Origin of the sequence: Ulvibacter antarcticus (genome assembly GCF_003688405.1) — a bacterium.
Classification (GTDB): domain Bacteria; phylum Bacteroidota; class Bacteroidia; order Flavobacteriales; family Flavobacteriaceae; genus Ulvibacter; species Ulvibacter antarcticus.
This window is the reverse complement of sequence record NZ_REFC01000013.1, coordinates 429,656-444,118: the sequence shown is the minus strand read 5'-3', so window position 1 is coordinate 444,118 and position 14,463 is coordinate 429,656. Positions and strand designations below refer to the sequence as shown.

The 14,463-nt window shown below is 37.0% G+C and carries 9 protein-coding genes; 3 read left to right on the top strand and 6 right to left on the bottom strand.

Annotation, left to right across the window (positions count from 1 at the left end):
- Nucleotides 1-2: 2 nt before the first annotated feature.
- From BXY75_RS10865 to BXY75_RS10840, 6 genes are all read right to left on the bottom strand, one after another.
- A complete protein-coding gene (locus tag BXY75_RS10865) occupies nt 3-971 on the bottom strand; it encodes an alpha/beta hydrolase-fold protein (RefSeq protein ID WP_121907773.1) in 969 nt (322 codons plus the stop codon).
- Entirely contained in the window at nt 971-2,824 is a 1,854-nt protein-coding gene (locus BXY75_RS10860) for a glycoside hydrolase family 13 protein (RefSeq protein WP_121907772.1), read from the bottom strand. Before BXY75_RS10860 ends, BXY75_RS10865 begins: the two co-directional genes overlap by 1 nt.
- The gene (locus BXY75_RS10855) at nt 2,824-5,130 is read right to left on the bottom strand and encodes a glycoside hydrolase family 65 protein (protein ID WP_121907958.1); all 2,307 of its coding nucleotides are present in this window, start codon (nt 5,128-5,130) and stop codon (nt 2,824-2,826) included. Before BXY75_RS10855 ends, BXY75_RS10860 begins: the two co-directional genes overlap by 1 nt.
- A gap of 13 nt (nt 5,131-5,143) precedes the next feature.
- Entirely contained in the window at nt 5,144-5,818 is a 675-nt protein-coding gene (pgmB, locus tag BXY75_RS10850) for a beta-phosphoglucomutase (RefSeq protein WP_121907771.1), read from the bottom strand.
- The gene (locus BXY75_RS10845) at nt 5,811-7,259 is read right to left on the bottom strand and encodes an MFS transporter (RefSeq protein ID WP_121907957.1); all 1,449 of its coding nucleotides are present in this window, start codon (nt 7,257-7,259) and stop codon (nt 5,811-5,813) included. The genes pgmB and BXY75_RS10845 overlap by 8 nt, the downstream gene beginning before the upstream one ends.
- A 153-nt stretch (nt 7,260-7,412) precedes the next feature.
- Nucleotides 7,413-8,450, bottom strand: coding sequence for a LacI family DNA-binding transcriptional regulator (locus tag BXY75_RS10840; RefSeq protein WP_121907770.1), 1,038 nt, complete (start codon nt 8,448-8,450; stop codon nt 7,413-7,415).
- 259 nt (nt 8,451-8,709) lie between these two features.
- Here BXY75_RS10840 and BXY75_RS10835 point away from each other — a divergent pair, with 259 nt between their 5' ends.
- From BXY75_RS10835 to BXY75_RS10825, 3 genes are read left to right on the top strand one after another with little or no spacing between them, the layout of a single operon-like run.
- Nucleotides 8,710-11,634 (top strand): SusC/RagA family TonB-linked outer membrane protein, encoded by a 2,925-nt coding sequence (locus BXY75_RS10835; protein WP_121907769.1) that lies wholly within the window; start codon nt 8,710-8,712, stop codon nt 11,632-11,634.
- A gap of 17 nt (nt 11,635-11,651) precedes the next feature.
- The gene (locus BXY75_RS10830) at nt 11,652-13,247 is read left to right on the top strand and encodes a RagB/SusD family nutrient uptake outer membrane protein (RefSeq protein ID WP_121907768.1); all 1,596 of its coding nucleotides are present in this window, start codon (nt 11,652-11,654) and stop codon (nt 13,245-13,247) included.
- Nucleotides 13,248-13,265: 18 nt separating this feature from the next.
- Nucleotides 13,266-14,444, top strand: coding sequence for a SusE domain-containing protein (locus BXY75_RS10825; protein WP_121907767.1), 1,179 nt, complete (start codon nt 13,266-13,268; stop codon nt 14,442-14,444).
- The last annotated feature ends 19 nt before the right edge of the window (nt 14,445-14,463 follow it).

The following is a 14,463-nucleotide window of genomic DNA, read 5'->3' as shown; positions in this document are numbered from 1 at the left end:
AATTATTCTTTTTTAAACAGAATGCTCAACGGAATATCAAAGCGTTTTTGCCAAGACGCTTCCGAATGGTCGGCACCTTCAAATTTTAGATTTTTGTAGTTTACTTCGGAATACCCTTTCTCTTTAAAAATAGTATTCAAGTCATTCTCGAAGGGCGGGTAGTATTGATCCAGCGTCTCCGTGCCAAAATCGAAATAAAACTGATGCGTTTCGGGAGACGGGATATTATCGTTCAAATACTTAAAAAATGCGTTCGGCATCGGGTTGTTTTCTTTCGGCATAAAGCCAGGCCAATGCGTCGAGATACAAGCCGCACCTCCAAACACTTCAGGATATTCGCAAATCGCATACATCGAAATCAATCCTCCCATACTCGAACCGGAAATAACCGTATTATCCCTTTCGGTTGCCGTTGAAAAGTTCTCATCTACATAAGATTTTACTTCTTCAACGATAAACTTCAGATAATCATCGGCCGTAAAACTATTTAATGAAATATCTGAATTGTTCTTTCGAGCATCGCTTATAATCGAATCCTGATCTTTTTCAGAAAGCATTAAAAAAGCTTTCCGAGGAAAATATTCGTAATGACGTATTTCGGGGATATTATGAATTCCGACGACTATTATGTCTTTGATCTCACCTTCACTCATCAATTTTGAGGCTAGTTCATCGATCATCCATTCTTGATTGTTCCAGGTCGTGGTCGCATCGAAAAGGTTCTGACCGTCATGCATATAAAGTACCGCATATTCTTTTTCTTCGGAATAGTCTTTAGGAGTCCAAATATCTACGGTTCTTGGCATAACATACTTTGAAGGAAAGCTATCTATTCTGTGAAGCTGACCTTCTGCCAAAACAGCTTCGGAGAGTACTCGAGGAGTTATGACGCTGGTCTTTGCCTTGTCAGTAGTTGGCTTACAGCCTGCAAGTGACAAAACAAAAAGGAATATGATAAACCTGTTTTTCATTAATTGCTAAGTTCAATAATCATAGTTCCTAACGGAGCTATGGTTAATTCTTTACTTAATTCGATCTTATTTTCTGAAATGATATCGAATCCATTTTTTGCGCCTTCTAAACCTTCATAAAAGCGGTCAAGTTTCAAAATTTTCTCAACTTCCGAATTATTTATCACTACCATAACCCTTTCCGAAGCATTATATCGAAAATACACATACACATCATCCATCGGAATATAATGAAGTAATTTTCCAGTATGCATTACTTCAGTTTTCTTTCTCCAATTGAGTACTTTTTTTACAAACGCATGATAGTTTTCCTGACTTGCTGTTCGTCCATTTTCGGTAAACGCGTTATTCGTATCTCCTAGCCAACCGCCTGGAAAATCTCTTCGAATGTCGCCATCGCCTTTTGTATTCTTGTCGCCCATCATTCCAATTTCATCTCCGTAATAAAATTGAGGGATCCCTCGAACGGTAAATATCATAGTCATCACCATTTTAAATTTTTCGAAATTATTTCCGTAGATCTCATTAATACGATTAGTATCGTGATTTCCTGCAAAAACTAAAATATTGTTGATATCCGGATATAGAAAATCGTTCGAAAAATTATCGTACGCTCTCTGTAAACCTGTATCCCAAGCTTGTTCTTCATTAAACATCACTAATAAAGCATCGTGTAAAGTAAAATCCATCACCGAAGGCAATCCTGAATTATAACCTTGCATTTCCCCTATCTTACTATCTTTTTGCCAGTAAGCAATCTCTGCAGGGGTATGCATCCAAACTTCACCCGTAATATTGAAATCGGGATATTCCTGCATGATAGTTTTTGTCCATTTAGCAATTGCGTCTTTATCGTTATAAGAATAAGTGTCAACTCTAAAACCATCCAGATCTGCATATTCTATCCACCAGATCGCATTCTGAATCATATAATTCAATACCAAAGGATTCGCCTGATTCATATCGGGCATGGTAGTATCAAACCACCCATCCATACAGCCTTTAGCGTCAATTTCTGAAGCATTTGGATCGTATTGCGTGGTCATTCTATAATTACTACGTTGAAATCCGTTCTCATCTCCTTCTTCCCATTCGTGAATCCAATCTTTGGATGGTAGATCTTTAATTATCCAATGTTTGCTTCCCCAGTGATTAGTCACATAATCCATGATCAATTTCATGTCCCGTTTATGCATTTCGGTAGCCAACTCCTTATATAATTCGTTCGATCCATAACGAGGATCAATCTTGTAGTAATCACTCTGGGCGTAGGTATGATAACTATAAGTTGGTTCATTATCCTCTAGCAAGGGCGTACTCCAAATTGCTGTAAAGCCTAGATCATGAATATAATCGAGATGATTAATAATTCCTTGAATATCACCTCCATGACGCCCTCCATTAATGGTTCTATCGACTTTTTCCACAGTGCTAGTAGTAGAATCGATTGAAGGATCGCCATTTGCAAAACGGTCCGGCATTAATAAATAGATCGCATCCGAAGCATCGAAGCCCTTTCTCTGAGCAGAATTTTCTCGTCGCGACTTCAATTCGTATGATTGTGAGAATCTGGTTTTTCCTTTTTTCTGAAAGTCAAGCTGATACATTCCAGCTTTCATACCTTTAGTTGAAACCGTTACAAAAAGATAATTTGGATTGGTAGTCTTTTTTATTTCCGAAATTTTCAAACTTTCAGAAACAACCGAATAATCTGAAATATTCTTTCCGTAGCAAAGCACTTCCACCTCACTATTCTTCATACCTTCCCACCAAAACGGAGGCTCTATACGGTCTAATTGTCCAAATAAGTTAGTTGTCATAATAATAAAAAATACAAACAGATAGTGTTTCATTATACTGTAATTTCTAAGTTGGGTGTTACTTTAACTATATTACCATTAACCAAAATATCCAGTGACTTCTCACCTTCCAGATGAAAAGTGTAGCCGGAATGACAAATTGAAATTTTCAGCATTTGGCCTCTGAAATTAATTTTAAAAGCATAGGTTTTCCATTGCTTTGGGATTTTTGGAGAAAATGACAAGGTATTATCAACAACACGCATTCCGCCAAAACCTTCTACAATGCTCATCCAAGTGCCTGCCATACTGGTAATATGACAGCCCTCTTCCACTTCGTGATTATAATCGTCCAGATCTAATCGGGAAGTTCGTAAATAGAACTCATACGCCTGGTCCATTCGTCCTAACTTAGCCGCCTGAATAGAATGCACACAGGGAGATAGCGATGATTCATGTACAGTAAAGGGTTCATAAAAATCAAAATGTCTTTCTAGTTGTTCTTCTGAAAAGTGATCTTCAAAAAAGTAGAATCCTTGTAGTACATCTGCTTGTTTAATATAGGGTGAACGTAAAATACGATCCCATGACCATTTCTGATTAATAGGTCTATGCCCCTGATCCATTTCTGAAACCGGCACTAATTCTTTATCCAAAAATCCGTCTTGTTGTAAATAGACTTGATGCTTTTCAGAAAAAGGTAAAAACATATTGGAAGCTACTTCCTCCCATTTTCCTATTTCACATTTCGACAGTTTTACTTTGTGCATGATGCGCACGTAATCACTTTCCGAAGTACTTTCAATAATCTTTATTTGCTCCATCGCGTAATTAATACACCAAGCTGCGATATAGTTAGTATACCAATTGTTATTGACGTTATTTTCGTACTCGTTAGGACCGGTAACTCCTAAAATTACATGACTGTTCTTTTCTTCGGAAAAATTTGCTCTTTGGTGCCAAAAACGAGCGATGGCAATAAGTACCTCCAACCCTTTTTCAGGAATGTAAGTGAAATCGCCTGTATAACGAACATAATTAAAAATAGAAAATGCGATAGCACCATTTCGGTGAATCTCTTCGAAGGTAATTTCCCATTCGTTATGACTTTCCTCACCATTCATGGTTACCATCGGATACAATGCGGCTCCATTTGAAAAACCCAATTTTGCTGCATTTTCAATGGCTTTATCAAGATGATGATAGCGATATTCCAATAAATTTCTCGCTACCTTTTGGTCTTTAGTCGCCATATAAAATGGAATACAATAAGCTTCGGTATCCCAATAGGTGCTTCCGCCGTATTTCTCACCCGTGAAGCCCTTCGGACCAATATTTAATCGTGGGTCCTTTCCTAAATACGTCTGATTTAACTGAAAAATATTAAACCGAATTCCTTGTTGTGCTTTTATATCACCTTCAATCGCAATATCGGCCATTTCCCAGATAGCAGCCCATGCTTTTTTCTGAGCCGAGAGAAGTCCATCAACACCTAATGTTGTGGCTTTCTCAAGCACCGTTTTTGCAGCATCGACTAAGTTTTCTATGTCATGATTGGTTGAAACAGTATAGCCTGCAAATTTGTGAATTGATGCTGTTTGACCTTTTGCCACTTTAAGAGCATACGAAAACTCAATACTTTTTTCTGTCTTAGCTATCCTTTCAGAAATCTCAAATTTAGTATCGTCAAGGTATACTGTCGATTCCATAAAAGTACAGACATTAAAATCTGTTTTCATGGTACGAGAATGGACAAAAGCTTTGTTTTTTTCTTCGGAAACAGATACAGTGTCCCAAAAGGTATCGTCCCAATTAGAATCCTCATTGGTAATTCCTGCATCCAGATATGGAATAAAAGTGATATCTGCATCAGCATTTAGGGGACTCACCTGATAGTCGATTGCCCCAACTTCGTCATAACTTAATGACAATAGCCTTGTACTTTGAACAGCAACTTCGATTCCGTTAGACAGAACTGCTTTGAAAGAACGTTCATAAAAACCTTCTTTCATATTAAGTACCCTTTTAAAGTCGGACACTTTTTGACAGGTATGCAGGTCGAGAGAAACCCCATTAATAAGGACCTTAATCCCTATCCAATTTGGTGCATTCAAAACCTTCGCGAAGTATTCGGGGTAGCCGTTTTTCCACCAACCCACACGAGTCTTATCGGGATAATAAACACCTGCGATATAGCTTCCTTGAAAAGTAGCACCCGAGTAATCTTCTTCAAAATTAGCTCTTTGCCCCATAGCGCCATTTCCGAGGCTAAAAAGACTTTCAGAAGATTTCACGCGATTGGCATCAAAACCTTCTTCTATTATTGACCAATTGTCTGGTTGTATATAATCCTGATTCATTTCAATTTTATATTCATTGCCCTTGATTTGGCTCATTATTTATTAAACTCATTAAGAAACCATTTGGCATCTTACTAAAATTCTGAAACACAAAGTCTGCTTCATGTAATACTTTCTCGTTTCCAATTCCAATCGATAGCATTCCGGCAGTATTGGCAGCCTGTATTCCTGCAATCGAGTCTTCAAAAACAATACAATCTTCAGGATTAATTTTTATAGCTTCGGAAGCCAGTAAAAATACTTCGGGATCGGGTTTTGCATTTTTTACGTTTGTGCCATCAACAATAGCTTCAAAATAATGCAAGAGCTTTACTTTTGAAAGAATCGTTCGGGCATTCTTGCTTGCAGATCCTAACGCAATTTTTTGATTGCCTTCTTTCAGAAAAACAAGAACCGATTCTACTTCGGGCAAAATTTCTGAAGCATCCATTTTAGCAATATAAGATAGGTACTCCTCATTTTTTTTTGCCATTAAATTTTCGAACATTTCGTCTGAAATTGTTTTATTTCCCCAAGCCAGAATCTTTTCCAAAGACTTCACTCTACTAACTCCTTTTAGTTGTTCGTTTTGAGCTTCAGAAAAAGATATTCCCAAATCTTTGGAAAGTTGCTTCCATGCCATAAAGTGATATTTGGCTGTATCTACTATCACACCGTCAAGATCGAATATGAATCCTTTTTTATGCATTGTCTATCGATGGTTGGTAAGTAATTGCTTTTTTATTGGTAATTAAAAAGTTCGACAAGCCGGCAAGAATTAAAAATATTCCAGCTATCGTCATTGCGTGTATCGACTCATTCCCTATTAGCTTATGTAAAAAGACCACTCCCCCAACGGCGGCAAGAATTTGTGGAATACAGATAAACATGTTAAAAACGCCCATCATTAATCCCATTTTATTAGAATCGACAGAACTCGATAACATGGCATACGGCATGGATAAAATACTTCCCCAAGCGATTCCTATCAATGAAAATGAAATAAGAAGATAATCCGGATTACCGGGAATGTAAAACATTAAAAGAAATCCCAATCCTCCTAAAATAAGAGAACCCATATGTACATATTTCCTATTAATGCTATAATATGCGGTATAGAAGGTCAGTAGCAATGCAAATATCATAGAACTAAGTCCGTATATTCCCATTTTAGACCCTACATCATCACTGGCTTCGTTATAGGCCTTATCCAGTTTTTTATATTCTGCTTGTGATTGATTGTTTTTAAAGAGTATAAGATTTTGCGCATCTAATGCCGGTTCACCAGATTGATCTAACTGTGCAAATTCATGTATGTCTGGTTTTCCTGCGTTGTAAATGTGCTCTGTTAGCGCGGGATTGGCAAGGGTCCACATCGCGAAAAACGCGAACCATGAAAAGAATTGCACAACACCCAGTTTTTTCATGACAGTTGGCATCAACGCATAGGTGCTTAAAATAGTAGCAATCATTCCTTTCTTTTCCTCCTGTTCTGCACTTTCTTCCCCAAAGGCTTTCATCTCCTCTGGACTATATTCTTTAGTGGTAAAAATGGTGACAAGGATACTTGTAATAAATACAAGCGCACCAATGGCGAAGGCGACTTTTACGCTCGCTGGAACGACTCCTGGAGCCGCTTCGTTTGAAATGTTTAAGGTGTTGTTTACAAATTTAGGCAAATTGCTCGCTATCCATGTCCCTACACCAATGATAAGTGTTTGAACCACAAACCCATAACTTCGTTGGGAGTCGGGTAATTTGTCTGCTACCAAAGCTCTAAAAGGTTCCATACTAATATTTATGGAAGCATCAAGAATAAGTAATAACCCTGCGGCCATCCATACTTCCGAAGAATAAGGCATCCACAATAATGCAATTGAACTTAATATGGCTCCAAGTAGAAAAAAAGGTCTTCTGCGACCTAGCTTTTTATGCCAGGTATTATCACTTAGGTAGCCAATAATAGGTTGTACAATAAGACCTGCAAGCGGCGCTGCAATCCATAGAAAAGGAATGCTGTCTTTTTCGGCTCCCAGCGTTTCAAAAATCCTGGACATAGTTGAACCCTGAAGGGCAAATCCGAATTGGATACCAAGAAATCCGAAACTCATGTTCCAGATATCCCAAAATTTTAATTTAGGTTTTTGCATATCGATAGTTATGGTTACTTCGATATATGGAAGCAATATAAATATTGCTATTACATATCAAAACTTATTTTAAGGTAGGAAGTAAAAAATAAAAGTCTTGAAATGTCTTAAGGCTGTAAATATATATATTTTTTTAATTGAAAAATGTTAAATTCAAAAAGTTGACTCTCGTTCTATCAATTCAGTTTCGATTACAACTGTCTGGAATGGAGTATCAATGTGTTCATTCTCTAACCTATCGATCAATAAATGAGCTGCTTTCTCTCCTATTTGTTTCCCGTGCTGACTTACGGTAGTTAGTCCTGGAGACGCATATTTTGATAGTATGCCATCGGTAAATCCGATAACCTTAATATCCTTTGGAATATTTTTGCCAAGTTTTTGAGCTTCTTTCATGGCAGAAAGCGCATAAATCTCATTGACAGCGAAAATTCCGTCTATTTCAGGGTTCTTCACTAACAAATTTTTAATTTCCTTTTCCAATAAATTCATGTGTTCTACTTCATTAACCTTGTCATCAAGTTTAAGAATGATTTTCTCGTTCATAGAGATATTAGACTCTTGCAATGCCTGTAAATAGCCGTTTGTTCTTAACATCCCGACACTAACATAATCTTTAGTAGTGATAATCGCTATATTTTGACATCCATGGGAAATAAGGTTCAGGACAGCTTTGCGGGCACCTTCAACATCATCTACCACTACTTTATCACATTCTACTTCAGGCAAAGCCCTGTCGAACATCACGATTGGCATTCCTTGATATATGGTTTCAGTAAGATGGTGGTAATCTTTTAAAAACTGTGTCTCTCTCGAAACGGAAAGTATAAACCCATCTATACTTCCATTCGCAAGCATTTCCATATTGATGACCTCTTTGGTGAACGATTCGTTTGAGAGTCCAATAATTACATTGTATCCCCTCTCATTTGCTACTTTTTCAATTCCACTAATAACCGTGGTAAAAAAATGATGCACGATTTCAGGAATAATAACCCCTAGGGTTTTAGTTTTTCTGTTCTTTAAACTTAGTGCAATGTTGTTAGGCTTATAATTATAGAGTTTCGCAAAGGCATTTATCTTTTCTCGTGTATCCTTACTAATCTCATGGCTGTCCCGAAGTGCTTTAGAAACAGTCGAGATAGAGACATCCAACTCCTGGGCAATTTTTTTAAGCGTCAATTTTTGCATCCTGAAATATATGGAGATTTTATCAATATATAAGTGAATTAGATTATTCTCGAAATATTCCTATCTCATTATTGATTCGTTAAAAATGGATGTAAAATATTCTGAATTATGTTAAAATTTAAAACTTATTAACACGAAAACGTTTGCGTAACTCCTCAGATGACCAAAACGTTAAATTGTTATTAAAATTCGGTTAAATTTGAATCAGGAAGTAAAAATAAAGTCTGGTTAATCCATTGTAAACTAACAATTTAATTAAATGAAACAACTACTGAAAAAATGCCTATTCGTATTTTCTTTGATCCCAATTGGCCTACTAGCACAGTCTTCAGTAAGCGGAACGGTAAGTGATCAGGTCACTGAAATTCCAATTCCTGGGGTCAATGTGATAATAAAGGGAACGACAAACGGCACCACTACCAATTTTGATGGTAACTATACGCTCGACAACGTTGAAAATGATGATGTAATTGTTTTTTCATATGTAGGTTTTACTACGTTTGAAGTGAAACATACAGGAAATTCAACATTAAATGTTTCCTTAGAAGAAGACGCAGCTATTCTGGGAGAAGTGCTTTTAATAGGATATGGTGCTACTACAAAACAAGATGCAACAGGAGCTGTTGAAAAAGTTTCTTCGGAAGAATTCAATTCAGGATCTATTGTTTCGCCTGAGCAATTACTTTCCGGGAAATCTGCCGGGGTAAGTGTAACAAGTGGTGGAGGTGGCCCTGGAGGAGATTCAGAAATTAGAATTAGAGGAGGTTCTTCTCTTGCCGGAAACAACTCTCCATTAATTGTTCTAGATGGTATTCCACTTGATCAAAGAAAGTTGCAGGGTGTAAGAAATGCTCTCAACGCGATTAATCCTAATGAAATCGAAGAATTTGTTATTTTAAAGGATGCTTCTGCAACGGCTATTTATGGCTCGAGAGCTTCCAACGGGGTAATAATTATTACAACCAAAAAGGCTAAAAAAAGTAGTCCGTTTGTAATCGATTATGGTTTTCAATTTTCTGCCGATCAAATTACAGATAAGGTCGATGTATTCGATGCCGATGGTTTCAGAAACCTTGTGGTCGCAAATGATGGTGATGTTTCTAGATTAGGAAGTAGCAATACCGATTGGCAAGACACGATTTATCGGACTGCCAATGGAGCGATTCATGATTTGACATTTTCTCAAGGATTCGAAAATTTCACCTATAGAGCAAATATAAATAGTACGCATAAGCAAGGTGTCCTTGTAAAAGATTTATATCGTAGAACGGCACTAAACCTTAATCTAACAGGAAATCTATTAGACAACCATTTAAAAATGACCCTTACAACTAAAGGAAGTTTTGATGACAACCTTTATGCTGATACTGGTGCGATAGGAAATGCGATCACGTTCGATCCAACTCAAAGTGTTAGAGTGAATAACAGTCCGGGATATCCATACGAAGGGTATTTCGAGTTTGTTAATGGCACCACAGGAGATTTGGAATCTTTAGCGCCTAGAAACCCTTTTGCACAAATACAGCAAAATGATAATAAAGCACGTACAAAAAGAAATATTACAAACCTTAATTTAGACTATAAGTTTCATTTTTTACCGGAACTAAAGTTTATCGCAAATGCCGGTTATGATTATTCTGAATTAGACGGTAAGCAATTTATTACTGGAAAATCTGCAACTCAAGAAGAAGGCGATTATGCTAATTTGTATAGCGGTTTAAACCGAAATATTAATCTGGACCTTATATTAAACTATAAAAATAGAATTGAAGCAATAAATACTGGCTTTGACTTAACTGGTGGTCACGGTTATCAGGAATATTATATTCTTTCAGATGTACTTCAATCAAGAGGAGGTAATGTGGTAACCGACAAAACTGATATCAATCGTAATTCGTTAGAATCTTACTTCGGGCGTGCAAGTTTTGATATCGATGACAAGTATTTAATTTCAGCAAGTTACAGGCGAGACGGTTCTTCAAGATTCGGACCGGATAATCGTTGGGGTAGCTTCCCGGGTGCCTCGGTAGGTTGGAAAATTAGCAATGAGAGTTTTCTTAAAGATTCAAAATCTATTTCTAATTTAAAAATAAGAGGTGGATATGGAATTACTGGTAACAATGAAATCAACCAAAATTACGGATACTTAGGTGTATATACGCCTGGGCAATCAACTGCTAGTGTAGAACTAGGTGGGGTATTTGTAAACACTTTACGTCCTGAAGAATTTGATGAAAATCTGAAATGGGAAGAAACTACACAGTATAATGCAGGTATTGATATAGGTCTTTTCGATGACTTTATGACTATTAATTTTGACGGTTATTACAGAGAAACAAAAGACTTACTGGCCAGAATCCCTGTAGCAGCCGGTTCAAATCTATCTGATGTATTGACCACTAACATTGGTGAAAGCCGAAGCCGTGGTTTAGAATTAGGTATTGGTCTTAATCTAGCAAGAAAAGAGAATTTTAATTGGAATGTAAATCTAAACGGTACACTTCAGGAATTAGAGATCACAAAGCTTAACTTAAGTGGTGATCCGGATTTCTTTATTCCACAAGGTGATATTTCAGGAGGTGTTGGTAACAAAATTCAGTTATATCGTCCGGGTTACGACCCAAGCACTTTCTTTGTGTTCAGACAAGTTTATGATACACAAGGAAATCCAATAGAAGGCGCTTTCGTTGATGTAAATGGAGATAACCAAATTACTGAAGAAGATCGCCAGGCTTATAAAAAAGGATCTGCCGATGCGTATTACGGATTTACCTCGACTTTAAATTATAAAAACTTTGAATTCAATTTCACACTTAGAGGAAGCGTTGGAAACTATGTATATAACAACGCCGCTTCAAGTACAGGATATTATGCGAGTATGTTCGATACTTTAGGAGATTATTATGTAAATGGTAGTACTGATGTGTTAAATTCTAATTTTTCTGAGGCACAATTGTTTTCAGATTACTATATTCAGAGAGCTGACTTTTTAAAATTGGATAATGCTTCTATTGGATATACTATTCCAATGGAGAAAATGATTTTAAGAGTAACAGCAACTGGGACTAATCTTTTTACGTTAACAGAGTACGACGGATTGGATCCTGAAATATTTAATGGTATAGATAGAAACTTTTACCCAAGACCACGTGGATTCGTTCTGGGTCTAAACTTCACATATTAATATATAAAATAACAGCTATGTATAATAATCTAAAACAAGTTTTTGTTCTTTTCGCACTAACATTTATTCTGGTGTCTTGTGAAAAAAACCTTGACTTAATACCTGAAGATGACAGAAATACGTCGGCTTCAGCATTCGAAGATCCTGCCTCTTATCGCGCATTTTTGGCGAAAATATATGCAGGTATTTCCCTGAGTGGACAAGAAGGACCTGCTGGAAATCCGGATCTGGAAGGACTTGATGAAGGGTTCTCAAATTATCTGAGATTATATTGGATGATGCAAGAACTAACTACCGATGAGGCATTGATTGGTTGGGATGACGGAACTATAAAAGATTTACACAGTCAGAACTGGACTGCTGGTAATGAATTTATTAGAACGGTATATTCCAGAATTATGTATCAAATTGCTCTGAGTAATGAATTCTTAAGACAAACGAGTGCCGAGAAATTGGATGAACGTGGTGTAAACGGACAGTTACGTGATGAGATACAAAATTATCGTGCTGAAGTTCGTTTTATGCGTGCCTTAAGTTATTGGCATGCAATGGACCTCTTTGCAAATCCTCCTTTTGTAACGGAAGATGACCCAATTGGAGCCTTTTTACCAGAACAAACCAATCGCGACGCATTATTTACTTATGTTGAAAGTGAGTTACTCGATATTGAAAATTCTATTCTAACAGCTAGCCAGAGTGAATATGGTAGAGCAAATCAGGCAGCAGTTTGGTCTTTATTGGCGAAATTGTATCTTAATGCTGATGTATACATTGGGACTGCTCGCTATGATTCTGCACTTACATATTGTAATAAAGTAATTAGCGGTGGATATTCAATCGCAACGACTCCTTACACTCACTTATTTTTGGCAGACAATAATACAAATGGAGCACAAACGGAAACCATTTTTGCGATTCCCTTTGATGGCATCAATACCTTATCCTTTGGAGGAATGACCTTTTTAGTTCATGCGCCAGTAGGAGGAAGTATGGATCCTTCACAATTTGGTATCAATGGTGGTTGGGCCGGAATAAGAACAACTTCGACCTTTGTCGAACAATTCCCGGGTGAAGAAAATTCTCCTGATGGAAGATCACAATTTTATACCGACGGACAGAGTAAAGAAATTGCAAGCGTACCTCCTTTCAATCAAGGATATGCGGTTCAAAAATTTAGAAATTTAGATGTAAATGGTGATCCGGGTTCAGATCCAAATAATCATCCGGATACCGATTTTCCGATGTTTAGATTATCAGATATTTATCTAATGTATGCAGAATGTGTCCTTCGGAATGGTGGAGGTGATATGTCAACTGCGGTAAATTATATCAATGAATTACGTCAACGTGCTTACGGGGATACTTCAGGTAATATCTCACAATCTGATTTAACACTGGATTTTATTCTTTCTGAAAGATCCCGTGAATTATATTGGGAAGCACATAGAAGAACAGATCTTATTCGCTTCGGAAAATTTTCAGCTCAAGGCGTATGGCCTTGGAAAGGAAATGTTCCAAACGGAAGCACTACGGAAGCATTTAGAGATATTATGCCTATTCCGGCATCGGATTTAGGTGTAAACCCAAACTTAGTACAAAACCCAGGTTATTAATTATTAAAAAGAATCGAAATGAAAAAAATAGGAATTTTAGTTTTAATTTTAGTTACAGCGTTTTGTTACAATGCCTGTAAAACAGAAGATGATGTCGTTTTTGTAGCCCAAGATGCTTCAGGCATTAATTTTACAAATAATTTTTCTTCAGAATATATTTTAACGCCAGCTACTGCAGGTAATTTAGGAGAACGATTTACTTGGGATGACGCCGATTTTGGACAACCAACAAATGTATCTTATGAGTTACAGAAATCTAATTCTTCAGATTTTAGTGATTTCACTATAATAAATACCTCCACAGGAAATGAACTATCTATTACCATTGGTGATATGTTAGGTTATGCTGGAACACTAGGTCTGGATGCAGATCCTGCCACACCTGAGCCTAATAGTGGAAGTATTTTTGTACGCCTAATGGCTTCTCTTGGAACCAATGGTGGAAATGGTGTTTTTTCAGAAGTAAAAGAACTTATACTGGTACTACCGGAAGCTGTAGGAAATGAAATAAACTGTGATTTAGATCAACTATGGTTGGTTGGTGCAGGTGTTCCTTTCGCAGGATGGGGATGGGAAACTCCTAACAAAATAAGCTGTACCGGAAATGGTGTGTATTCAGGAAATATAACTTTCTCAAATGAAGGAGACGCAAACTTTAGATTCTTTACAGTGGAAACTGATTGGGGATCGGGAAGAAATTACACTTTCTATGTAGACGAAGGTTATACAATTGATTCCAATTTTGAAGATGCATTAGATGGTGACAACAACTTTAAATTTGTTGGAGATTCCGGTTTGCATTATTTAGAAGTAGATACAATTAATAAAACGATTACGCTTGGAGAGCCTCAGGCTTTAGGTGACTGTGAACTAGAACAACTTTGGATAGTGGGTGCAGGTGTACCAGATGCCGGATGGGGATGGGACAGCCCAGTTCAAACCATGTGTGATGGTGAAGGTGTATATTCTGGATTTGTAAACTTTACTAGCGATGGAGATGCTAATTTTAGATTCTTTACCGTTGAAACAGATTGGGGATCAGGAAGAAACTTTCCATATTATGCAGACGCTGGTTATACGATTGACGCCGTCTTTGAGAATGCTGGTGATGGTGACAATAACTTTAAATTTGTTGGAACTACAGGAGCTTATTATTTAACAGTTGACGATATTAATAAAATAATTTCAGTAGAATAAAACATTTCGATTGCAAATT